The organism is Hydrogenophilus islandicus, from assembly GCF_054657095.1.
In genome coordinates, this window is record NZ_BAAHXE010000036.1 from 1 (window position 1) to 21,263 (window position 21,263).

The 21,263-nt window shown below is 63.0% G+C and carries 25 protein-coding genes; 10 read left to right on the top strand and 15 right to left on the bottom strand.

What is annotated here, in order from left to right; genetic code table 11:
• Positions 1 to 28: 28 nt before the first annotated feature.
• Positions 29 to 1,990: an acyltransferase family protein gene (locus ACYQ6T_RS09290; protein WP_459830275.1), complete on the top strand. Its 1,962-nt coding sequence runs from the start codon at positions 29 to 31 to the stop codon at positions 1,988 to 1,990.
• 68 nt (positions 1,991 to 2,058) lie between these two features.
• Positions 2,059 to 2,694, top strand: a complete 636-nt coding sequence (gene bioD, locus ACYQ6T_RS09295; RefSeq protein ID WP_459830277.1) for a dethiobiotin synthase — start codon at positions 2,059 to 2,061, stop codon at positions 2,692 to 2,694.
• Between the two features lie 16 nt (positions 2,695 to 2,710).
• Here bioD and hisD read toward each other — a convergent pair whose 3' ends face one another.
• From hisD to ACYQ6T_RS09355, 12 genes are read right to left on the bottom strand one after another with little or no spacing between them, the layout of a single operon-like run.
• The gene (hisD, locus tag ACYQ6T_RS09300) at positions 2,711 to 4,033 is read right to left on the bottom strand and encodes a histidinol dehydrogenase (RefSeq protein ID WP_459830278.1); all 1,323 of its coding nucleotides are present in this window, start codon (positions 4,031 to 4,033) and stop codon (positions 2,711 to 2,713) included.
• On the bottom strand, positions 4,017 to 4,670 hold the full coding sequence (gene hisG / locus ACYQ6T_RS09305) for an ATP phosphoribosyltransferase (protein WP_459830279.1): 654 nt from the start codon (positions 4,668 to 4,670) through the stop codon (positions 4,017 to 4,019). Before hisG ends, hisD begins: the two co-directional genes overlap by 17 nt.
• A 10-nt stretch (positions 4,671 to 4,680) precedes the next feature.
• Positions 4,681 to 5,955, bottom strand: coding sequence for a UDP-N-acetylglucosamine 1-carboxyvinyltransferase (gene murA, locus ACYQ6T_RS09310; RefSeq protein WP_459830313.1), 1,275 nt, complete (start codon positions 5,953 to 5,955; stop codon positions 4,681 to 4,683).
• Between the two features lie 4 nt (positions 5,956 to 5,959).
• Positions 5,960 to 6,214 carry a BolA family protein gene (locus ACYQ6T_RS09315; protein ID WP_459830280.1) on the bottom strand — a complete coding sequence of 85 codons (255 nt, stop codon included), beginning with the start codon at positions 6,212 to 6,214 and terminating at the stop codon, positions 5,960 to 5,962.
• 23 nt (positions 6,215 to 6,237) lie between these two features.
• Positions 6,238 to 7,047 carry an ABC transporter permease gene (locus tag ACYQ6T_RS09320; protein WP_459830282.1) on the bottom strand — a complete coding sequence of 270 codons (810 nt, stop codon included), beginning with the start codon at positions 7,045 to 7,047 and terminating at the stop codon, positions 6,238 to 6,240.
• On the bottom strand, positions 7,034 to 7,759 hold the full coding sequence (locus ACYQ6T_RS09325; RefSeq protein ID WP_459830284.1) for an ABC transporter ATP-binding protein: 726 nt from the start codon (positions 7,757 to 7,759) through the stop codon (positions 7,034 to 7,036). The genes ACYQ6T_RS09320 and ACYQ6T_RS09325 overlap by 14 nt, the downstream gene beginning before the upstream one ends.
• On the bottom strand, positions 7,756 to 8,019 hold the full coding sequence (locus ACYQ6T_RS09330) for an STAS domain-containing protein (RefSeq protein ID WP_459830286.1): 264 nt from the start codon (positions 8,017 to 8,019) through the stop codon (positions 7,756 to 7,758). The genes ACYQ6T_RS09325 and ACYQ6T_RS09330 overlap by 4 nt, the downstream gene beginning before the upstream one ends.
• Positions 8,012 to 8,686: an MlaC/ttg2D family ABC transporter substrate-binding protein gene (locus ACYQ6T_RS09335; RefSeq protein WP_459830288.1), complete on the bottom strand. Its 675-nt coding sequence runs from the start codon at positions 8,684 to 8,686 to the stop codon at positions 8,012 to 8,014. The genes ACYQ6T_RS09330 and ACYQ6T_RS09335 overlap by 8 nt, the downstream gene beginning before the upstream one ends.
• A gap of 10 nt (positions 8,687 to 8,696) precedes the next feature.
• A complete protein-coding gene (locus ACYQ6T_RS09340) occupies positions 8,697 to 9,461 on the bottom strand; it encodes an MlaA family lipoprotein (protein ID WP_459830289.1) in 765 nt (254 codons plus the stop codon).
• Between the two features lie 5 nt (positions 9,462 to 9,466).
• Positions 9,467 to 9,925 carry an outer membrane lipid asymmetry maintenance protein MlaD gene (gene mlaD, locus ACYQ6T_RS09345; protein ID WP_459830291.1) on the bottom strand — a complete coding sequence of 153 codons (459 nt, stop codon included), beginning with the start codon at positions 9,923 to 9,925 and terminating at the stop codon, positions 9,467 to 9,469.
• A 1-nt stretch (position 9,926) separates the two neighbouring features.
• Positions 9,927 to 10,709: a lipid asymmetry maintenance ABC transporter permease subunit MlaE gene (mlaE, locus tag ACYQ6T_RS09350; protein WP_459830292.1), complete on the bottom strand. Its 783-nt coding sequence runs from the start codon at positions 10,707 to 10,709 to the stop codon at positions 9,927 to 9,929.
• Positions 10,706 to 11,509: an ABC transporter ATP-binding protein gene (locus tag ACYQ6T_RS09355; protein WP_459830293.1), complete on the bottom strand. Its 804-nt coding sequence runs from the start codon at positions 11,507 to 11,509 to the stop codon at positions 10,706 to 10,708. The genes mlaE and ACYQ6T_RS09355 overlap by 4 nt, the downstream gene beginning before the upstream one ends.
• A gap of 145 nt (positions 11,510 to 11,654) precedes the next feature.
• Between ACYQ6T_RS09355 and ACYQ6T_RS09360 the strand changes: the two genes are divergently transcribed.
• Together ACYQ6T_RS09360 and ACYQ6T_RS09365 are read left to right on the top strand one after the other, a co-directional pair.
• Complete coding sequence (locus ACYQ6T_RS09360) at positions 11,655 to 12,323, top strand: FlgO family outer membrane protein (protein WP_459830295.1); 669 nt, start codon at positions 11,655 to 11,657, stop codon at positions 12,321 to 12,323.
• 11 nt (positions 12,324 to 12,334) lie between these two features.
• Entirely contained in the window at positions 12,335 to 12,892 is a 558-nt protein-coding gene (locus ACYQ6T_RS09365) for a hypothetical protein (protein ID WP_459830296.1), read from the top strand.
• Positions 12,893 to 12,909: 17 nt separating this feature from the next.
• On the opposite strand, the gene ACYQ6T_RS09370 is transcribed toward ACYQ6T_RS09365, so the two are convergent.
• Positions 12,910 to 14,892, bottom strand: coding sequence for a monovalent cation:proton antiporter family protein (locus ACYQ6T_RS09370; RefSeq protein WP_459830298.1), 1,983 nt, complete (start codon positions 14,890 to 14,892; stop codon positions 12,910 to 12,912).
• Positions 14,893 to 14,951: 59 nt separating this feature from the next.
• Here ACYQ6T_RS09370 and ACYQ6T_RS09375 point away from each other — a divergent pair, with 59 nt between their 5' ends.
• The 6 genes from ACYQ6T_RS09375 (at position 14,952) to ACYQ6T_RS09400 (ending at position 19,174) form a co-directional block, all read left to right on the top strand.
• Positions 14,952 to 15,950: a KpsF/GutQ family sugar-phosphate isomerase gene (locus tag ACYQ6T_RS09375; protein ID WP_459830300.1), complete on the top strand. Its 999-nt coding sequence runs from the start codon at positions 14,952 to 14,954 to the stop codon at positions 15,948 to 15,950.
• Between the two features lies 1 nt (position 15,951).
• Positions 15,952 to 16,485, top strand: coding sequence for a KdsC family phosphatase (locus ACYQ6T_RS09380; RefSeq protein WP_459830301.1), 534 nt, complete (start codon positions 15,952 to 15,954; stop codon positions 16,483 to 16,485).
• Complete coding sequence (gene lptC / locus ACYQ6T_RS09385) at positions 16,482 to 17,117, top strand: LPS export ABC transporter periplasmic protein LptC (RefSeq protein ID WP_459830303.1); 636 nt, start codon at positions 16,482 to 16,484, stop codon at positions 17,115 to 17,117. Before ACYQ6T_RS09380 ends, lptC begins: the two co-directional genes overlap by 4 nt.
• Complete coding sequence (lptA, locus tag ACYQ6T_RS09390) at positions 17,114 to 17,698, top strand: lipopolysaccharide transport periplasmic protein LptA (RefSeq protein WP_459830304.1); 585 nt, start codon at positions 17,114 to 17,116, stop codon at positions 17,696 to 17,698. Before lptC ends, lptA begins: the two co-directional genes overlap by 4 nt.
• Positions 17,695 to 18,483, top strand: coding sequence for an enoyl-CoA hydratase (locus tag ACYQ6T_RS09395; protein WP_459830306.1), 789 nt, complete (start codon positions 17,695 to 17,697; stop codon positions 18,481 to 18,483). Before lptA ends, ACYQ6T_RS09395 begins: the two co-directional genes overlap by 4 nt.
• 103 nt (positions 18,484 to 18,586) lie before the next feature.
• Positions 18,587 to 19,174 carry a phasin family protein gene (locus ACYQ6T_RS09400; RefSeq protein WP_459830308.1) on the top strand — a complete coding sequence of 196 codons (588 nt, stop codon included), beginning with the start codon at positions 18,587 to 18,589 and terminating at the stop codon, positions 19,172 to 19,174.
• A gap of 60 nt (positions 19,175 to 19,234) precedes the next feature.
• Here the strand turns inward: ACYQ6T_RS09400 and ACYQ6T_RS09405 are convergent, their stop codons facing one another.
• Positions 19,235 to 19,624, bottom strand: a complete 390-nt coding sequence (locus ACYQ6T_RS09405; protein WP_459830310.1) for a M48 metallopeptidase family protein — start codon at positions 19,622 to 19,624, stop codon at positions 19,235 to 19,237.
• On the bottom strand, positions 19,621 to 21,263 hold a 1,643-nt coding region (locus tag ACYQ6T_RS09410), incomplete at its 5' end, for a type I restriction enzyme subunit R domain-containing protein (protein WP_459830311.1). The genes ACYQ6T_RS09405 and ACYQ6T_RS09410, both read right to left, overlap by 4 nt.

A 21,263-nucleotide genomic window follows, 5' to 3' on the forward strand; every position in this document is an offset into this window, starting at 1 on the left:
TTAAAAAACCAGGGCATCCAAGAAACGCGTGAACACACAGGACGCTGACCACCTGCGCTTTCGCTCCGACATCGAAGGGTTACGCGCCATCGCCATCCTGCTGGTGGTCGCGGCGCATGCCGGAGTGCCCTGGCTGGCCGGGGGCTTCATCGGCGTGGACGTGTTCTTCGTCCTGTCACGCTTCCTGATCACCGGTAAGCTTGTGCAAGAGGCGACGACCACGGGGCGGATTCAGCTGCTGCCCTTCTATGTGCGCCGTTTGCGGCGGCTGCTGCCTGCGCTTTTGATGATGCTTCTTGTCGTGGGCGTTGTATCGCGTTGGCTGCTCTCGCCTGCCGCACTGGGCGAGCAGTTCCTGACGGCGCAGATGGCGGCACTCTGGCTGAGCAATTGGTACTTCGCGCTGGGCAACCTGGATTACTTTGCGCCCGGCAGCGAAACCAACCTGTACCTGCACACCTGGTCGCTCGGCGTGGAGGAGCAGTTCTATCTGGTCTGGCCCGCGCTGGTGTTGTGGCTGCTGGCGCGCGATGGAGAACGCGGCATCGCCAGGCTCAGGATTGGCATGTGGGTGGTGTTGCTGGCTAGCCTGCTGGCGTGCATCGCCCTGACCCGCACAACGCCGTTGCTGGCCTTCTACATGATGCCGTTGCGCGCTTGGCAGTTCGCCGCAGGCGCTCTGGTCTGGCTGATGTTTGCACGCACGCCGCCAGCTTCCCGCAACCTGACGCGTGCCTCACCCTGGATTGGCCTGCTGGGGCTGTGGCTGATCGTTGCCAGCGGCCTGCTGCTGGATGCCCAGCGCGCCTATCCCGGCCCATGGGCGCTGCTGCCCACCCTGGGCGCGGCGATGGTTGTGCTGGCAGGCTGCCTGCCGGGCGAGCAGCGCGGCGCCAGCATACTGCTCTCGCTGCCGCCGCTGCAATGGCTGGGACGCATCTCTTATTCCTGGTATCTGTGGCATTGGCCGGTGCTATTGCTGGGCGTGGCTTACACTGGGAACCAAGCACCGGAATACAGGGCACTGCTGGTCGCGTTTTCGCTTGTACTGGCCGCGATGTCCTACGCTCTCGTCGAAGCGCCGCTGCGTCGTTGGCGGCAGTGGCTGGCCTTCCCCCGTGCCGCCGTGCTCGTCTCGCTGGCCGGCATGGCCGCGATGGTCGTATTGGCAACGCACTGGACACGGCAGGCCAGCGACGCATTGCAGACCCCGGCATTGCAACGCTACGCAGCCGCGCGCGTGGATGTCCCGGCCATCTACCCCATGGGCTGCGACGACTGGTACCATAGCGCCGCAGTGCGCATCTGCAGTTTCGGGAGCGAACAGGCCCCTCATACCGCGGTGCTGATGGGTGACAGCCATGTTGGCCAATGGTTCCCCGCGGTGCACCGCGCGCTGGAAGGGGGTGTCTGGCGTTTGCTCGTCATCACAAAGTCGTCATGCCCGATGGTCGACGAGCCCATCTTTTACGCCCGCATCGGCCGCGAGTACACCGAGTGCGCGCAGTGGCGCGATGCAGCCCTGCGGCATGTTCAAGCACTGAAACCCGATCTCTTCATTTTCGGAAGCGCACCGGCTAACTTCACCCAGCAACAGTGGACGGAAGGGACTGCTCGCGTGCTGGCCAAGCTAAGCCCTGCCGTGCGCCGCATCGTCCTGCTGGCAGATACGCCTGCCCTGCCCTTCGATGGCCCAGAGTGCTTGATGCAACAGGCCTTGCGCCCTGCGTGGCTGCAACTATCAGGATCATGCAGCGCACCTGCCGTATCGCCACAAGCCGCCAATGTCCAAACTTGGATACGCAGCGCTGCGGCGCGCTTCCCCAACGTCGAGTTCATCGACATGGGGCCGTATATCTGCCCGGATGGCGTATGCCGTGCGGAGCTGGACGGGCGGGTGACGTATCGGGACAGCCAGCACCTGACCGGAAGTTTCGCCGAATCGCTGGCGCCAGAAATGGCAAAAGCACTGCGGATAGCTGCTCAATGACAATCGAACATCCGGTCAGCGCCTGCAAACATCGTGTTTACAATCTCACAGCTCGCGACAACCACCCGATGAGTGAAGCCTATTTCGTCACCGGCACCGACACCGAGATCGGCAAAACCACCGTCTGCGCGGTGCTCCTGCGCACCAAGGCCGCGCAAAGACTTCGGGTTGCGGGGCTAAAACCGGTCGCCGCCGGTTGCGACCCCCTCGGCAACAACGACGACGTGGCACGCCTCACTGCCGCAAGTACCGTCGCGCTCCCCGCCGAGGTGGTCAATCTCTACCGTTTTGCCGAACCGATCTCCCCCCACCTCGCCGCCCGCCACGAAGGGGTCAGGGTCGAATTCTCCCGGATTGCCGACGCGGTGAACGCAGCCCGCGCGCAGTGCGATTGGCTCCTCGTCGAAGGGGTGGGGGGATTTTTGGCGCCGCTCTCTGAGTGTGAGACGGTCGCCGACCTCGCGGTGACGCTGCAGTTGCCGGTAGTGCTCGTCGTCGGGATGCGGCTCGGGTGCCTCAACCATGCGCTCCTCACCGTCGAGGCGATTGCGCGTCGCCCCCTCACCCTCGCGGGGTGGATCGCGAACCAGCTCGATCCCGCAATGAGGGCGTTCGCCGAAAACCTCGCAACGCTCCAAGCCCGCATCCCGGCACCGTGCTGGGGAGTTCTCCCTTACGGGGGAGCAGCGCTTGAAGCGCCGTGAAAAGCGGCTGACGCCGCTACCCCCGCAGCCGCGCTGACGCCGCGTGCGCCGCAAGCCCTTCGCCATCAGCCAAAAGGCCGGCGATCGGCGCGAGTTTCGCTGCCCCAGCACGGGAGACGGCCAAGAGACTCGTGCGCTTTTGAAAATCCCACACCCCCAAGGGCGACGAGAAACGGGCGCTGCGCATCGTCGGCAGCACGTGGTTGGGTCCGGCGCAGTAGTCGCCGAATGCCTCCACCGACCAGTGGCCGAGGAAGATCGCCCCAGCGTGGCGGATCTCTGGCTCCCACGCCTCAGGCGCTTCCACCGCAAGCTCGAGGTGCTCGGGGGCGATTCGGTTGGCGATCGCGATCGCAGCCGCGCGGTCGGGGGCGTAGATCAGCGCGCCGCGGTTTGCGAGCGACTGGGCGATGATCGCCCGCCGGGGTTGCGCCGGCAACAGGCGCGCGATCGCTTCAGCGACGCGGTCCAAAAAGTGGCGGTCGGTGCTCACCAGGATTGACTGCGCGAGTTCATCGTGTTCCGCTTGCGCAAAGAGATCGATCGCGACCCAATCGGGGTGGCCGCTTCCGTCGTTGAGAATCAGCACCTCGGAGGGGCCCGCGATCATGTCGATGCCGACGACCCCGAAAACGCGGCGCTTCGCCTCTGCGACATAGGCATTCCCGGGACCAACAATCTTGTCGACCTGAGGAATCGTCTCGGTGCCATATGCGAGTGCTGCGACCGCCTGAGCGCCGCCGATGGTGAAGACCCGGTCGACGCCAGCGAGGTAGGCCGCGGCCAACACCAAGGGGTTCCGTTCGCCGTGAGGGGTGGGGGTAACCATGATCAGCTCTTTCACCCCCGCGACCTTCGCCGGAATCGCATTCATCAGGACAGAGCTCGGGTAGGCAGCTCTTCCGCCCGGAACGTAGAGACCAACGCGATCGAGTGGCGTCACTTTGATGCCAAGGCGCGTGCCGTCGGTCTCTTCGATCATCCACCCTTCGGCCTTCTGCCGCTCGTGGTAGCTGCGAATCCGTTCGGCTGCCGCTTCAAGCGCGGCTCGTTGGGCTTCCGAGAGGGAGCGCCAAGCCGCCTCGAGGGCGCTGGGCGGTAACGTCAAATCGAGCATCGACCGCGCGGCAACGCCGTCAAACCGTTCGGTGTAGGCAAGGAGCGCCGCATCCCCCGTCGTGCGCACCGCGCGGAGAATCTCATCGACGCGCGCGACAATGGCTTGATCGGTTTCGCTCTCCAACGCCAACAGCCGGTCGAGGTCGCGAAGAAAATCGGCGCTCGTCGCGTCGAGGCGCCGCACTTCAGGAATGGCAAAGGATTCAAGCGGATCGGTCACGGCTACTCTCCTCGAAGATGCCGACGAGCGGTTGAATGAGCGTTCGTTTCACTTTGAGCGCTGCCTGATTGACGATAAGGCGGCTCGAGATCTCGGCAATGCGCTCGACCTCAACGAGGCCATTGGCGCGCAGCGTCGAACCAGTGGAGACGAGGTCGACGATCGCGTCGGCCAGCCCCACGAGCGGCGCAAGTTCCATCGAACCGTAGAGCTTGATGAGGTCGACATGGACCCCTTTGGCCGCGAAATGGGCACGGGCACTCTGGAGATACTTCGTCGCGACGCGGATCCGGCTTCCCAACCGGACCGCCTGAGCGTAATCGAACGCCTGCGGAACGGCAACGGAGAGACGACAGCGGGCGATCCCGAGGTCAAGGAGCTGGTAGAGCCCCTCCCCGCCATGCTCGAGGAGCACATCTTTCCCCGCGATCCCGAGGTCGGCGCCGCCATACTGGACATAGGTGGGGACATCGGTTGCGCGGACGATCAACAGGCGCACGTGGGGAAGGTTCGTCGGGATGATCAACTGACGCGACGACTCAGGGTCGCATGCTGGCGTAATTCCCGCCGCCTTTAAGAGCGGCAGCGTCTCTTCGAAGATGCGCCCTTTCGAGAGCGCAAGGGTAATCGTTTCCATGACGGCGATTTTAGCCGATTTGCTCTTCAAAAGCGGGCGATATTCGGCAAATCTCGGCACCGATCAGCCGCAGCTTCTCTTCTAACCGCTCGTAACCGCGGTCGAGGTGGTAGATGCGATCGATCACCGTCTCCCCCTCGGCCGCAAGGCCGGCGATCACCAAGCCCGCCGAAGCACGCAGATCGGTCGCCATCACCTCGGCCCCTTCCAACCGCTCCACGCCGGTCACCACTGCGGTTGCCCCGTCGATGTGGATGTTCGCCCCGAGCCGCTGGAGTTCCACCGCGTGCATGAAGCGGTTTTCAAAGATCGTTTCCCGAATGACGCCGCTTCCCCGCGCAACCGTGTCGAGCGCCATGAATTGGGCCTGCATGTCGGTGGGAAAACCGGGATAAGGGGCGGTGCGGATATCGACGGCATTTAAGCGCGGCGGGGCGGTGAGCGCCAACCAATCGGCACCGCAACGAATCGTACAGCCAGCCTCCCGCAGCTTCCCCAATACCGCGTCGAGCGCATGAACGGGGGCGCGACGCAACACCACTTCGCCGCCGGTGATCGCCGCGGCGCAGAGGTAGGTGCCCGCTTCGATCCGGTCGCTCATGACCGGATAGGTGGCGCCATGAAGCGCTGAAACCCCTTCAACGACCAGCGTGTCGGTGCCGATCCCCGAGATCCGCGCTCCCATCGCCACGAGGAGCTGCGCGAGGTCGGTCACCTCCGGCTCGCGCGCCGCATTTTCGATCACGGTCACCCCGTCAGCGAGCACCGCAGCCATCAGCAGATTCTCGGTGCCGGTCACCGTGACGACGTCAGGAACGATCCGCGCCCCTTTGAGCCGCACCGCACGGGCGTGGATATTGCCGTGCGCCACAGCCACTTCGGCCCCCATCGCTGCCAACCCTTTGAGGTGTTGATCGACTGGGCGCGCGCCGATGGCACAGCCACCGGGAAGGCTGACGACCGCCTCCCCGACGCGCGCAACGAGCGGCCCCAGCACCAGGATCGAGGCGCGCATCGTCTTGACGAGTTCGTAGGGCGCACGGGGGTCGGCAATCGTCTCCGCGCACAGGGTCACCGCGTCGCCCTCCTGCGTGATGCGCACCCCCATGCGGGAGAGGAGGGTCAGCAGCGTCGCGACATCCTGGAGCTGTGGTACGCCGGTGATCGTCACTGCGTCGCGGGTAAGGAGCGCCGCGCAGAGCATCGGCAAAACGGCGTTTTTCGCTCCGGAACAGAGCACTTCACCGGCCAGACGCCTGCCGCCGACGATCGCAAGTTTCGCCACGCGCTCACCCCCCATGGCCACGATCGGCCTGCCATTCGGCAGGCGTCATCGTCGTCAGTTGCAGCGCGTGGATCTCGTTGCCGAGCTCCGGGCCGATCGCACGATAGACCAGCTGATGTTGCGCCACGCGGCGAAGCCCTTCGAACGCCTGCGAGACCACCAGAGCCGTAAAATGGACATTGTCGTCGCTCACCACCTCGACGGTCGCGTCGGGGAGCGCAGCGCGAATGCGCGCAGCGATCATAGAAGCGTCGATCATCGTTTTCTCTCCTTGTCGGTCGGCTATTGCCGCAGTTTATAGCCGGTGGCGATCCAGCGGTAGGCCCAGAGGAGGACGACCGTCGTCGCGAAGATCCCCACCGCAAGGCTCAACCTCGGGTCACTGTCCGATTGGCCGAAGAAGCCGTAGCGAAACCCGTCGATCAGATAGAAGAAGGGGTTCCAGTGGCTCACCTGCTGCCAGAAAGGGGGAAGTGCGGCCACCGAATAGAAGACGCCTGAGAGCATCGTGAGCGGCATCACGAGAAAATTCTGAAATGCCGCAAGATGGTCGAACTTCTCCGACCAGATCCCCGCGACGATCCCGAATGCCCCCATCAACAGCGCGCTGATGAGCGCAAAAGCAAATACCCAAAGGGGTTGTGCGAACGGCAACGCGATAAACGGCGCCGTCAGCAGCAAAACCGCACCCCCCACCACGATGCCGCGCAACGTGGCGGCAAGGGCGTAGCCCCAAAAGAGGGTGGCGTTCGACATCGGCGTGACGAGGAGAAAGACGAGATTCCCGGTGATTCGGCTTTGGATGAGCGACGAGCTGCTGTTCGCAAAGGCATTTTGCATCACGCTCATGATCGCAAGCCCAGGAATCAAAAAGGTGGTATAGGCCACCTCCCCATAGGTGGTGACGTGGCGGTCGAGCACATGGGTAAAGATGAGGAGAAAGAGAAGGGCGTTCAACACCGGTGCGGCGATCGTCTGCAACGCCACCTTCCAGAAGCGCGCCACCTCTTTGGTGAAGAGCGTGACAAACGCCACCCACTCCGCCCCGGCGGTCGGCTCGATCGCGTTCGGCACGATTCTAGGCTGCGCCACGCATCACCTCCAAAAAGACGCTTTCGAGATCTTTACCGCCTGAACGGGCGAGGAGCTCATGGGTTCGGTCAAGCGCGACGATTCGCCCCCCTTTCATCATCGCGATGCGATCACACAACGTTTCCGCCTCTTCCAGGTAGTGGGTCGTGAGGACAACCGTATGGCCCGCTTTGTTGAGCTTGAGAATGAACTGCCAGAGGCTTTGCCGCAGTTCCACGTCGACACCAGCCGTCGGCTCGTCGAGCACGATCACCGGAGGGCGATGAACCAACGCCTGCGCGACCATTACCCGCCGTTTCATGCCGCCGGAGAGGGTTCGGAGGTTCGCATCCGCCTTCTCGGCCAAACCCAACCCCACCAGGAGCTCGTCGATCCAGTCGTCGTTGCGCGCAATGCCGTAATACCCCGACTGGAAGCGCAAACACTCCCGCACCGTGAAAAAGGGGTCAAAAACAAGCTCCTGCGGGACCACGCCAATCGCGCGCCGGGCACGACGGTAGTCGGTCACGACATCGTACCCCATCACCGCCAACGAGCCCGCGGTGGGTCGCATCAGGCCCGCAAGCATCGAGATGAGCGTCGTCTTCCCGGCACCGTTGGGCCCGAGCAGCCCGAAGAACTCCCCTTCGGCAACAGTCAGGTCAATGCCTGCTACCGCAGTGAATGCGCCGAAGCGTTTCACTGCACCCCGAATGTCGATCGCCGCCGTCATCGGTTCAGGATCGGCGCGACACCGTAGATGGTTGCGAGCGCCGAGGCACTCGGCGGAAGATGGCGCACAAGGAGCGCGACCCCCTCCCGTTCAGCGCGCCGCAACCACGCCAACAGCAGGGCGATCAGCGCCGAATCACACTCGGTCACCGCGCTCGCGTCAACGGTCACCGCCCCCTCCCCCTGCGGATAGCGGGGAAGCCACTCGTGCGCAGTATAGACCGTCACCGCCCCTGAGAGGGCAATCGACCGCTCAGCCATGGGTACTCTTACCGGGCACCGGGTCGGTCTCTCCGCGCGCATTCTTATCAGCAAGGAGACGAATCAACCCGTCGATGCCACTGCGGTTGATTTCGGCCGTGAAACTGCCGCGGTAGTTGGTGACGAGGCTCACCCCCGCAATCACCACGTCGAAGATCTTCCACGCGCCGTCACGATTCTCGAGCACATACTGCACGTCGATCGGTTCGGCCCCAGAGCGCACGATGCGCGCGGCGACCCGCACATAGGGGTCGTTGGCCCCACGGCGCTCGGGAAGGAATTCGAGCCGCTCGTCGCGGTACTCCCGTGCCGCGTTGGAGTAGGTTCTGAGGAGCAGCTTCTGAAACTCAGCGGTGAGTCGCTGGCGTTGCTCAGCGGTCGCTTGGCGCCAAGCTGGCCCTACCGCAAGCGACGTCATCCGCGCCATGTCGAAATGGGGCAACACCGTCTTTTCGACAAACGCAACGAACGCCTCGCGACTCCGCTCATCGGTAACTGGGTTACTCTTGAGGTAGCTGAGAACCTGGTCGGAGAGATTCTGAACCAGTGCCACCGGGTCCTGTGGTTCACCTGCTGCTGCCTGGAGCATCCCCCACCCCACCATCGGCAGGGCAAGGAGCGCAGTCCAAGCTCCTTTCAACCACAAGCGACGTTTCCCATTTTCCATCCATCACTCCTTATTCGAAACGTTCGTAAACCACGGGCGGATTGCCGTCGTTGATCAGGTAATGGCGCCGTTGCAGATAGGCATCGCGGACATAGGCGTATTTGTCGATCGCGCTCTCTGCTTGCTCATCCAGAGGCAAGAGGCGCGCCCGAGTCGAGACAATATCGAGCGACTTCACCGCAAAGCGTGCCGAATCGTCGGCAAGATGGGTCGTCGGGTCCCCTTGGCGATCGAGCGGCCACGCCACTGCGTCGCGCAGCGTCTTCGGGCCGAGAATCGGTAGGACCACATAGGGCCCGTCTGCCACCCCCCACCGGGCGAGTGTCTGGCCGAAGTCTTCATTGTGCTTCGGCAGCCCCGCTTCCGACGCAATGTCGAAGAGGCCAAAGATCCCAAAGGTCGAGTTGAAGGCAAAGCGCATCCAGTCGTTCGCCGCCTCAGCAGGTTTTCCCTGGAGCAAGTTATTGAACCCGATCCACAGATCCCCGAGGTTACCAAAGAAGTTGCTCACCCCTTTTTTGGGAATCTCCGGAAGCGTGTCGTAGAGCTGGGCAACGGGGCGAACCACGAGGCGGTCGAGGAACTCATTGACGGCAAACATCGCCCGGTTGAAGGGCTCCCACGGGTCGGCGGGTGAGGTGGCGACACCACTTGCAACCTGGGGGGGTTGCCCCGCGCCCCCTTTCGGGTGATGGGCGCAGCCGGTGACCACAAGCGCAACCACCGCGCCCACAACCCAGCGACCGATCTGTTGCCATACGAATGAACGCTTCATTACCCTCACTCCGCAGCCTTATTGACCAAAAACTGGCCGATCAACTTCTCCAGCACCACCGCCGATTGGGTGAGCGCAATCCGGTCGCCCTCTTCGAGATTGCGCTCGTCTGCGCCCGCTTCAATGCCGATATACTGCTCGCCCAAGAGCCCTGCGGTCAAGATGCTCGCGCTCGAATCCTTGGGAAAAGGGATCGCCTTGGTGAGCGCCATCGTCACTTCAGCGCGATAGCTCTTGGGATCGAGGCGAATCGCGGTGACTCGGCCAACAAGCACCCCGGCACTTTTCACCGGTGCCTTCACTTTGAGCCCCCCGATGTTGTCGAAGTAGGCGACGACCCGGATCGTCTCCCCTTCGACGCGCGACGTCGCTGCCCCTGAGACCTCGAAAGCGAGGAAAAAGAGAGCGGCAATCCCAAGGAGCACAAAAAACCCAACCCAGAGATCCCAACTTTTGCGTTCCATCTCACCGTCCAATAAACATAAATGCCGTCAGAACAAAATCGGCAGCAAGCACCGCCAATGCCCCATAGACCACCGTCTTGGTGATCGCGCGCGACACCCCTTCGGCAGTGGGCAGCGCACTCCACCCCTGAAAAACCGCGATCCAGGTGACGATCACGCCGAAGACGAAACTCTTCACGAGGCCATTGAGGACATCTTCGTCGAGATCGACCGCATTCTGCATCTGCGACCAAAAGGTACCGTGATCGACCCCGATCACCACCACCCCGATGAACCACCCCCCTAAAATCCCCACTGCGGAGAAGAGCGCCGCAAGGAGCGGCATCGCAATCACCCCAGCCCAAAATTTCGGCGCCGCGACCCGCGCGAGGGGGTTCACAGCCATCACATCCATCGCGTCGAGCTGCTCGGTGGCTTTCATCAAGCCGATCTCTGCGGTCATCGCGCTCCCGGCGCGGCTCGCGAAGAGGAGCGCCGCAACCACCGGCCCCAACTCACGGAGCAAAGACAGCGCCACCACCCCGCCAAGCGCCGTCTCTGAACCAAACCGCTGCAGCGTGTCGTACCCCTGCAGACCGAGCACGAGGCCAACAAACGCCCCGGAGACGGCGATGATCAGGATCGACAGCACCCCCGCAAAAAAGAGGTCGCGGATGAGGAGCGGCACCCGACGAAAGGTCATCCCGGAGTGGCTAAGAAGCGCGACAAAAAAACGCGCCGCCAACCCCAGCTGGGTCACCGCTTCGATCGTGAGTCGCCCAAGGCGCGCAATCGACTCGATCATGCTTCCTCCAGGAGCGCATCACGCAACGGCGGCGCCGGATAGTGAAAGGGGGCAGGACCGTCGATCTCACCATGGACAAATTGCCGCACAAAGGGGTCGGTCGCGTTGCGGATCGCGTCGGGCGTCCCGTGGGCAACGATTCTGCCCCGCGAAACGAAGTAGATGTAATCGACGATCTCTAGCGACTCGGCAACGTCATGGGTCACCACGACTGAGGCTGCGCCGAGCGCATCGTTCAACCGGCGAATCAGCGCCCCGATCGTCGCAAGCGAAATTGGGTCCAGACCTGCGAAAGGCTCGTCGTAGAGAATGAGCGCCGGATCAAGAGCAATTGCGCGCGCGAGCGCCACACGCCGCGCCATCCCTCCCGAAAGCTCACTGGTGCGCAAATGCGCCGCACCCCGCAACCCCACTGCTTCGAGTTTGAGGAGCACCAGATCGCGAATCAACTCTTCAGGAAGTTTCGTGTGTTCCCGTAACGGGAACGCCACGTTATCGAAGACGTTGAGGTCGGTAAAGAGGGCGCCAAACTGAAAGAGCATCCCGATGCGCCGCCGCAGCTGATAGCGCGCCGCCTCGTTGGCGGTAGCGAGCGGCACGCCGAGCACGGTCACCTCGCCCGACCATGGCCGCAGCTGGCCGGTGAGCAGCCGCAAGAGGGTCGTCTTCCCAGAGCCCGACCCCCCCATGATCGCTACCACCTGACCCTGATGGACCGTAAAGTCGATCCCGTACAGGATCTGACGCGCACCGTAGCCGGCATTGACGCCCCGCAGCTCCGCAACCAGACGACTCGCCACGCCTCTCTCTTGGTTACCGTAACAATAAATAATTATACCCGAGGCGCGCGCCAAGAATTGGCCCGCTTTTTCCCGCTAAAATTGCCTCAAGTTTTTCGCGCAGCTGCCGATAATAAGGCAACGGAAAAGTAAAGAGGAGCAAACCATGGAGTTCCGTCTGATCACCGGAGCGTTCGTTGCCCTGACGCTCGTTGCCGGTTGCACCTCGGTGACCGTCACCGCGCAAGGGGAGCGCCAGAAGGCCTTGGAGCAGACCCCCCGCACTCTGGAAGCAGCAGGGGACGGCCCCTCGATTGCGATGCGCCCAGCGTACCGCTCACGAACCACTACCGCATCGCTTCATTCGCTCACTGAGGCGCTCAACTTGATGGCGGAACAGCTCGACGCCAACAGCAAACACAAGACCGCCTTCCCAGCGATCATCGCAGCGACCTTCGTCAATCTCGACCGCATTGACGATACTTCGCCGCTCGGGCGGGTGCTTACCGAAGGGCTTGTGGCACGCCTTCAGGTCCGCGGTTGGAACCTCTACGACGTGCGCCTCAGCAAAGCCGTTTCGGTTACCCCGGAAGGAGAGTTCGTCCTCTCGCGCGATCCCAAACGGCTGGAGTACCAATACGCCACCGCCGCGGCACTCACCGGCACCTACACCGTAACGCCGAACGAAGTGCTCCTCCACGCCCGCATCACCGATGTCGCCACAGGAGTTGTCGTCGCAAGTTCTGAGGTGCGGCTGCCGCTGGACGATGAGGTGGCGCATCTCCTCACCGACCACGACGCTCTTCGTCCGATGCGCATCATCCGCGGACAATAGTCCTCTGCATGATGAGCGGAAAAACGCCAACAACTGTCGCCGCCGTTGCGGCAACCACTCTGCTTGCGGCGTGCGCACCCACGACGACGCTCACCGAGCAGCTCACCCCGTGCGCGCAGCTCCTGCGGGAACGGATGGAAGCGAGCGCCGCGGCACTCTGCAGCTGCCAAGGCGTGCTGTGCACCTATCCGGTGGTCATCCCCGACTTTGTCACTGTGGACCGCTACCAGCCCCAACCGGTGGGGAAGCGGCTGAGCGAGGAGTTTCGCCTCGCCTGGCAGCAGCAGTGCCGCCAACCGGTGCGCGTTGTGGAGCTGGGCGCCGACTTTCGCCTCGACGAGGGGGGGTTGAAGCTCCTTACCCGCGATGTCACGGCGCTTCTTTCCGACACCACCAGCGACCCCATCGCGCTCGTCGGCACCTACCGTCTCGAGGGCCCAGAGCAGATTCGCTACTTTATCCGCCGCATCCATCTGCCGACGCAGACCGCCACCGCGATGGCCGGCGGTTACCTTCCCCGCCGCTGTGTTGACCCGCTTCATCCCTTTCCCACGCGTCTGACCGACTGAAGAGGCGAATCGCTCCCTCACTCCTCCGGCCCGGCCAAAAAGCGCTCCCGCGCCGCCTCGAGCGCTGCAACCTTCCCGCGCACGATGAGCACATCCCCCTGCCGCAAGACGAAATGGGGATCAGGCGACGCGCCGCGAATGCCGCGCCGCCTCACCGCCACCACCTCGACCCCCAACTGGTCGAGCGCCAAATCGGCAAGCGCCCGGTCGATCCAAGGGCTGCGCTCCTCGACGACAAAGGTATCCAACCGCACCGCTCCGGCATCCGACTCCTCGTCGGCAAGATCGGTCACCCCGGAAAAGAAGCCCCGGAAAAGGCGGTAGCGCTCCTCACGCAACGCACGGAGATGACGGACCACCTTGGGGAGCGGCACTCCGACGAGCGCCAAGGTCTGAACCGCCATCATCACCGCCACCTCGATCGCCTCGGGGATCACCTCGGCCGCTCCAGCCGCAAACATCCGCTCCATGTCGCTTTCGTCGCGCACCCGCACCACCACCGGCACCTCGGGACGCAGCGCCTGAACCGCAGAGAGGATCCGCAACGCCGCGTCGCGGTCGGAAAAGGTGATGACCACCGCCTGGGCCCGCATCAATCCCGCTGCCTTCAACACCTCGGAACGGGCCGCGTCCCCATAGACGACGTTTTCACCCGCCGCTTGGGCACGTCGGACCCGTTCGGGGTCGAGATCGAGGGCAACGATGCTGATCCCCTCCTTGTCGAGCAGCTTCGCCATATGCTGACCGGTGCGGCCGTAACCGAGGAGCAGCACCGGCGCCTTGATCCGCACCGTGCGCGCGGCGATCTGGGTGAGCTCAAGCGAGCGGCGCAGCCATTCGCTGGCCACCACCCGCAGCACGATCTGATCGGAGAACTGCACGATGAGGGGTGCCATGAGCATCGAGAGGACGAGCGACGCCGCGACCACCTGCGGCCACGGCTGCGGCGTGAGGTCGAACCGCTCACCGAGCGCCAAGACGACAAAACCGAATTCGCCCGCGGTGGCGAGCCACAAAGCGCTCCGTAACGCGGTCGCGGTGTCGCTCCCCATTGCGCGCGACCCCAACCAGACCACTGCCGCTTTGACCCCAGCGACGACCACGATCGTCGCCGCCACCCAAGGGAGGAACGCCACGACGACGCGGACATCGAGAAACATCCCCACGGTAATGAAGAAAAGACCCAACAGCACGTCGCGGAACGGCTTGATATCCTCCTCGACCTGGTAGCGGTATTCGGTCTCGGCGATCAACATCCCCGCCAAAAAGGCGCCCAGCGCAAGCGACAACCCCAGCAGCTCCGAAAGCATCGCCATGCCGATCGTCACCAGCAGCACATTCAGGGTGAAAAACTCACTCGACCGCTCGCGCGCCACCCACCCGAACCAGCGGCGCATCAGCGGTTGGCCAAACCGCAACACCACGGCAAGGGCAATCGTCGCCTTGAGAAACGCCAGCGCGAGCGGCACGAACCACTCCCCCTCTCCACCCTTCGCCAGCGCAGGCATTAAAATGAGGATCGGCACCACGGCAAGATCCTGAAAGAGCAGCACCCCGATCACCTCGCGTCCGTGGGGCTTTTCCAGCTCCATCCGCTCACTGAGCAATTTCGATAGAATGGCCGTCGACGACATCGCGAGCGCCGAAGCGACCACAAAGCCACCGATCCACGACAGCCCCACGGCCGCCGCAACCCCCATCAAGAGGGCAACGGTCACCAGTACCTGGATCGCGCCGAGCCCGAAGACGACCCGTCGCATCGCCTTCAGGTGCGCGAGCGAAAACTCCAACCCGATCGAAAACATCAGGAAGACAATCCCGAACTCCGCAACCGACTGCGCGGTTGCCGTTTCGCGCAGGAGGTTGAGGCCACTTGGCCCGATGACGACCCCGACCAGGAGATACCCGATGATCGGCGGCAATCCCATGCGCCGGGTCACCCCCACCGTCACCACCGAGCCCAAAAGGAGCGTCACCAAAAGAAAAAGCGTCTCGTGCATTCCGATCCTGGGGTGAGCGATTTGCTATACTACGCGCCAGTATATCGGAACTCACCTCTATGGCCGAACCGTCTCAAAGGCTCTCCCCCGAGGGAATCATCGCCCGGGGTGAGACGACGCTCACGATCGAAATCGCGGCGCTGGAAGCGATCCGAGCACGCTTGCGCAGCGACGACTCCTTTGTCCGCGCGGTCCGCACGATCCTTGCCGCGCGCGGCCGCGTCATCGTCACGGGCGTCGGAAAATCGGGACACATCGGCCGGAAGATCGCCGCAACGCTCGCCTCGACAGGTACCCCCGCCTACTTCGTCCACGCGACGGAAGCGGCGCACGGTGACCTCGGGATGATCACCCCGAAAGATGTGGTGGTAGCGATCTCCTATTCGGGACAATCGGAGGAGCTCCTCACGATTCTCCCTGCGATCAAACGGTTCGGCGCCCACCTCATCGCGGTCACTGGGCGGCGGGAGTCGCCGCTGGCGCAAGCTGCCGAAATCGTCCTCGACGTCTCCGTACCGCAGGAGGCGTGTCCGCACAACATTGCCCCGACCGCAAGCACCACCGCCACGCTCGCCCTCGGAGACGCACTCGCGATGGCGCTCCTTGAAGCGCGCGGTTTTGGCCCCGACGATTTTGCCCGTACTCACCCCGCGGGTGCCCTTGGCCGAAGACTGCTGCTCCGCCTTGCGGATGTGATGCGCCCGCGCGAACGGTGCCCGGTCGCGACCGCCGAAACCCCTTTTACCGAAGCGCTCGTCACGATGACCCGCGGCGGGATGGGGATGGTGATCGTCGTCGACCGCGACGAGCGCCCGATGGGCATCTTCACCGACGGCGATTTGCGCCGCCTGCTCGAACGCGGCACCGATTGGCAGCATGCGCGCATCGGCGAAGTCGCCCACAAGCAGCCCAAGACCCTTCCGGCACAGGTGCTCGCCGCTGAGGCTGCGCGCTACATGGAGACCCACCGCATCAACCAGATCATCGCGACCGACGACGCGGGAAGAGTCGCCGGAGCCGCCCACATGCACGACCTGATGCTTGCGAAGGTGATCTAACATGGAGCGGGAGGAAAGAGCACGCGCCGTTCGCCTGATGGGGTTTGACGTCGACGGCGTGATGACCGACGGCCGTCTTTATTACGGCCCCGAGGGGGAGACGCTTAAAGTCTTTCACAGTCGAGACGGCCACGGGTTGAAGCTCCTGATGCGCGCCGGTATCACCGTTGTAGTCATCTCCGGCCGCCGCTCACCGGCGCTTGAAGCGCGGTGCGCTGAACTCGGCATTCGCGAATGTTACCTGGGGGTCGAAGACAAACTCGGCTGCCTCACCGCGCTCCTTGCCCGCCGCAATCTGACGTTTGCGCAAGCAGGTTACATGGGCGACGACATCGTCGACCTCGAAATCCTCAGCCACTGTGGCTTCTCTGCCGCACCCGCCGACGCCCATCCCGAGGTTCGCGCCCGTGTCGACTACCTTGCCCGCTTCCCCGGGGGATTTGGTGCGGTCCGCGAAGTGTGCGACTGGCTCCTTGCCGTGCAGGGCCGCCTAGCACCGCTCATCGCCGAAGCGCTCGGAGCCGCCTCCCCATGAGAATTACCGGCGAGACGATCCGGACGACTGCGCTCCTTACAGGCGTCGCGGCCGTGTCGCTCCTCCTCTGGTGGCTCGCGGAACGAGAACGAGCGGCCCTCATGCCCCAACCCCTCTTGCCACCGTGCATCGACTCGGTGGCCCTCGAGACCGAGACCGCTATTTACGGAGCAAATGGCCTGCTTGAGCAGCTCCTTGAGGCTGACAGAGTGGAACACGATCGGGAAAACGGAATCATGCACCTCACTGGGGTGCGCTGGGAGTCGTTCCGCCCCCCCTACCATCTGGTCGCCTATGCGCAACATGCCGATTGGATCGAGAGCGAACGGCGGCTCGACGCGAGCGGCACCGTGCGCCTGCGCCGTGACGCCGCTGACGCGCAACCCCTCGCGCTCGCCTCTGAAGCGCTCAGCCTATGGCCCGATGAGTCGCGCGCGGCAAGCACCTTCCCCACCTGGCTCCTTCAGGAGACCCAGTGGGCCTATGGCGACACCTTTTCGGCAGAAGAAAACCTCACCCGCGTCCACCTCGTCGGCCACGCCCACGTCTATTGGCCGCCACCCAACGAAACGACTCCACGAACAGAACGGGGAACCCCCTCCGCCAAATCTTCAGCGCGAGCGCGACGATGATGCCCACACACGCCTTCTCCCGAACAACCCATAACCCCTCTCCCTTTCGTCGGCACGGCGGAATCCTGATCCTCCTGCTGGGACTTCTCCTCGCGCCGCCGATCCTTGCCAAGAAGAGCGACCGCGAACAGCCGGTACGGATCGACGCCGACCGCATCACTGTAGACGAACGGGAACGGGTCCACCGCTTTGAAGGGGGCGTTCTGCTCCAGCAAGGGACGCTCGAAATTCGCGCCGACGAGGTGATCGTCACCCAAGACGACCAAGGTTTTCGCACCGGTACGGCGATCGGCAAGGGGCGGCTCGCGACCTTTCGCCAGCAGAAAGAGGGTTCGGACGAATGGATCACCGGCGAAGCAGAACGGCTGATCTACGACGCCCGCGCCGAGCGGCTGACGCTCACCGGTAAAGCCCGCGTCACCTCTGGGGGTGACCTGGTCGAAGGGGCGGTGATCGTCTATGAGGTCGGCAGCGAAACCTACCAGGTCACCAAGAGCGGCGCGGCCTCCTCGGCACCGAACGGCCGGGTGCGCGCAATCATTCAACCCAAAAACCCACCACCCAAGGAGTCAAAACCATGAGTCACACCGCTACTTCCCCCGTTGTTCTCAGCGAAATTCACGGCAAAGTAGGGCTCATCCGCCTCAACCGCCCCGAGCGGATGAACGCGCTCAACGACACGGTCATCGACGCGATTGGCGCGGCGCTCGACGCGATGGAAGCGGACGACAACATCGGCGCGATCGTTCTCACCGGGAACGAAAAGGCGTTCGCGGCCGGCGCCGACATCGGCGCAATGGCCGAATTCGACTACCAGCACGCCTACCGCACCGACTACATCACCCGCAACTGGGAGCGGATCAAGAGCTGCCGCAAGCCGATCATCGCTGCAGTGGCCGGCTACGCTCTGGGCGGGGGGTGCGAACTCGCGATGATGTGCGACATCATTATCGCCGCCGAGAACGCCCAATTCGGCCAACCCGAGATCAAACTGGGGATTCTTCCCGGTGCTGGCGGCACCCAGCGGCTCCCCCGCGCCATCGGCAAAGCCAAAGCGATGGACCTCTGCCTCACCGCCCGCTTCATGAAGGCAGACGAGGCCGAACGCGCTGGACTCGTCTCCCGCGTCGTCCCAACCGAGCGGCTCCTTGAGGAGGCGCTTGCGGTTGCGCAGACGATCGCGAGCTTCTCGCTACCCGTGGTGATGATGATCAAGGAGTGCGTAAACCGCGCCTTTGAGACCACCCTCGCCGAGGGCCTTCACTTCGAGCGCCGCCTCTTCCACGCGGCCTTCGCACTGGAAGACCAGAAAGAAGGGATGAAGGCGTTCCTCGAAAAACGCCCGCCCCAATTCAAGAACCGGTAATTTGTTGCACTGCACAAAAAACGGTTGACAAATCCACGATGAGTCGCTATAGTGTTTCATGTTGCACCGCAACATTTTTGACGACTCATCAGGAGGACTGACCATGAACACGCAACTCATCGAACAACTCGCCAACAACCAGCGCAAAATCTCTGAAGCCTGGCTGACGATTGCCAACCAAAACTTTGCCCTGGGCGAAAAGCTCACCAACATGACGCTTGAGATGCTCCGGGGCAACATGGAGCGTTTTGCGCAACAGAGCCAAACGCTGGTAGCGCAAAAAGACCCGCAAGCTGCCTGGCAAGAGGTGCAAAAGTTTGTCACCGGCAACGTCGAAGAGCTGATGAACCAGCAGCGCAAAGTGGCCGAACTGCTCAAACAGCACCGGAACGAACTGAGCAAAGTCGCCGAAGAGCAAATCAACGCGATCAACAAAGAGATCGCCGACCTCTTGGACAACCTCGCGAAGTCGGCCCCCGCGGGTTCGGAAGTGGCGATCAACGCCGCAAAATCGGCCCTTGCCGCGACGAGCGCCGCCTACGAAAACATCCAGAAGGCTTTCCAGCAAGTCAATGAGATCGTTGAAGCGAATCTCACCGCTGCAACGAACGCTGCGACCAAAGCGGTGAGCACCGCCGCCCAAACGGCGCAAAAAGCTGCCGCTGCGCCGGCTGCGAAAAAACCGGCGTAATGCAGTAACTTGCTGCTCTCTGGGGTGTGGGCGTTGCCGCACCCCGCAGCGCCGAGCGCCTCAAGAGAGAGCGCCCATCGTCGCCCCGCCTCGTGCGGGGCGATTTTTATGGTGCGCGTGATCATCGCACACCTGAGAAAGGTATGTCCGTACCAGGGCGCGAAAAAGTTTATTGTGCAACCCATTCCCAACCTTCAAGTGCACGAGCTCGTGGACAATAACCTCGCGGCGAAAGGCGGATGGCTGAGTCATGAGCTCTTCGTTCAACGTGAGCCGCCCACGAGTTGAAACACTCGCCCACTTCCGCTTCATGGGGCGAATATGGATCTCTTTGACGCGGGCTTCCACACCGATTCGGCGTGCCCAAGCGCGGACCTCTGCAAGCAGAATGTCGCGCACAACGGCAGCCTCCCCATGCAGTTCTCCCCTCTTCTCGCCCACGATGCTCATGGCACAGCTCTTCGCAGCAGGGTCAGCAGCTCATCGGTCCAGCCGACCACTTCCTGGACGCCAGCGTCGATCAATGCTTGGTAAACGAGTTTCCTCAGTTCGCGCTCGTGCGCTGCACTCACCCCCCAGTGCGGGAAATTCTGGAACGCAGGGTCCAAAGTAGCCGCCAGGCGCTGTGCCTTCTCCTGATCAACCCCCTTGTGCACTCGGAGCCACCAGGCGACGGCAAAAGCCTCAGGCGAAAGGTTACTCTCTCCACGCTCCTCTTGAGCCTTCTGCAAATCGCCCACCAAGGTGGTCAGTTCCTGCAGGGCCTGCTGGCTGTTCACCTGCCGCTCCTCAAAGGCGCGGCGGATCGCTTCGGCTCGCTCACCGATGGGGATCAGGTAGGGCTGCACTTTGCTCTGAGCGTCGACCAACTGGTGCAACTCTTTGAGCAGGTTGAACACCTTGACCGTCTCGGGCTTTTCCTCTTTCACCAGCGCCCAAAGTGCCTGTGCGCCGATTTCATAGGTCGCCCCGGGCTCATGCAAAGCGTTGGTGTCCGTATGTTTCTGGACGATCTCTGCGGTCTTGCGCAGGAACGATTTGTCCACGGGAACGTGTGGCTCGTAGGCGCTGCGCAAAAGCTGATACATCTCGACAATCTTCTGGTAATCCTCAAGGAACGGACGGAGAAAGGGGTCAGGCGATAGAATCTCATACACCTCTTCGAGTTCGCGAAAGTAGGCGTAGAAGGACTCTCGCGCCTCTTTGTCGCGGAAGTGCTCGAGCACCGCCTCCGCGGCCTTGTCCGCGCTTTTGCCCACAGCCAGAGGAAGAAACTCGCTTCGCCCCAGTTCCAGTAAGGAGGCAAAGCGCTCTTGGAGCACATCGAGCCCCTCGACCACCCCCTCCACCTCTGCAGAATCGAAAGCCAGCGCACGCTCCAAGTTGTCGAAGATCCCCACGAAATCGACGATGAGGCCGTTGGTCTTGCGCCGCCCATCCTCGTCCTCGTAGGGGCGGTTGACGCGGGCAATCGCCTGCAAAAGGACGTGGTCCCGCATCGGCTTATCGAGGTACATGCAGTAGAGGATCGGCGCATCGTAGCCGGTAAGCAGCTTTTCGGTGACGATCAGGATCCGCGGGTTCTCGTCGGGCTTGCGAAAAGCCTGACGCACCCGCGCCTCCTCCTCGTCACTCAGGTGGTAGCGGCGCACGTGTTTCGGGTCGTTCGCCCCCCGGCTGATCACCACTTCCGAGTATTCCGGGGGAAGGTAGCGGTCCAAGGCCTCCTTGTAAAAGCAGCACGCCTCCCGGTCTGCTGCGACCAAAAAGGCCTTATACCCCATCGGCTCCACATAGCTGCGGAAATGATCGGCCACAAATCCTGCGATTCTCACCACCCGCTCCCGGTTCTTGAGCATGTTCTTGAGGGTGACGGCGCGATCGAGTACGCGGTTGATCTCCTCGATATCCGCCACACCCTCGAGCTCCGCCGCAGCCCAGAACTCGCGCTCCATCGCTTCGCGATCCACCAACAAGTCATTGGGGGCCATCTGGTAGTGGAGGGGCACGGTGGTACCATCCACGATCGAGTCGCGAATCGAATACTTGTCTAGGTATCCCCCAGGGTCGCCACCGCCGAAGACCTTAA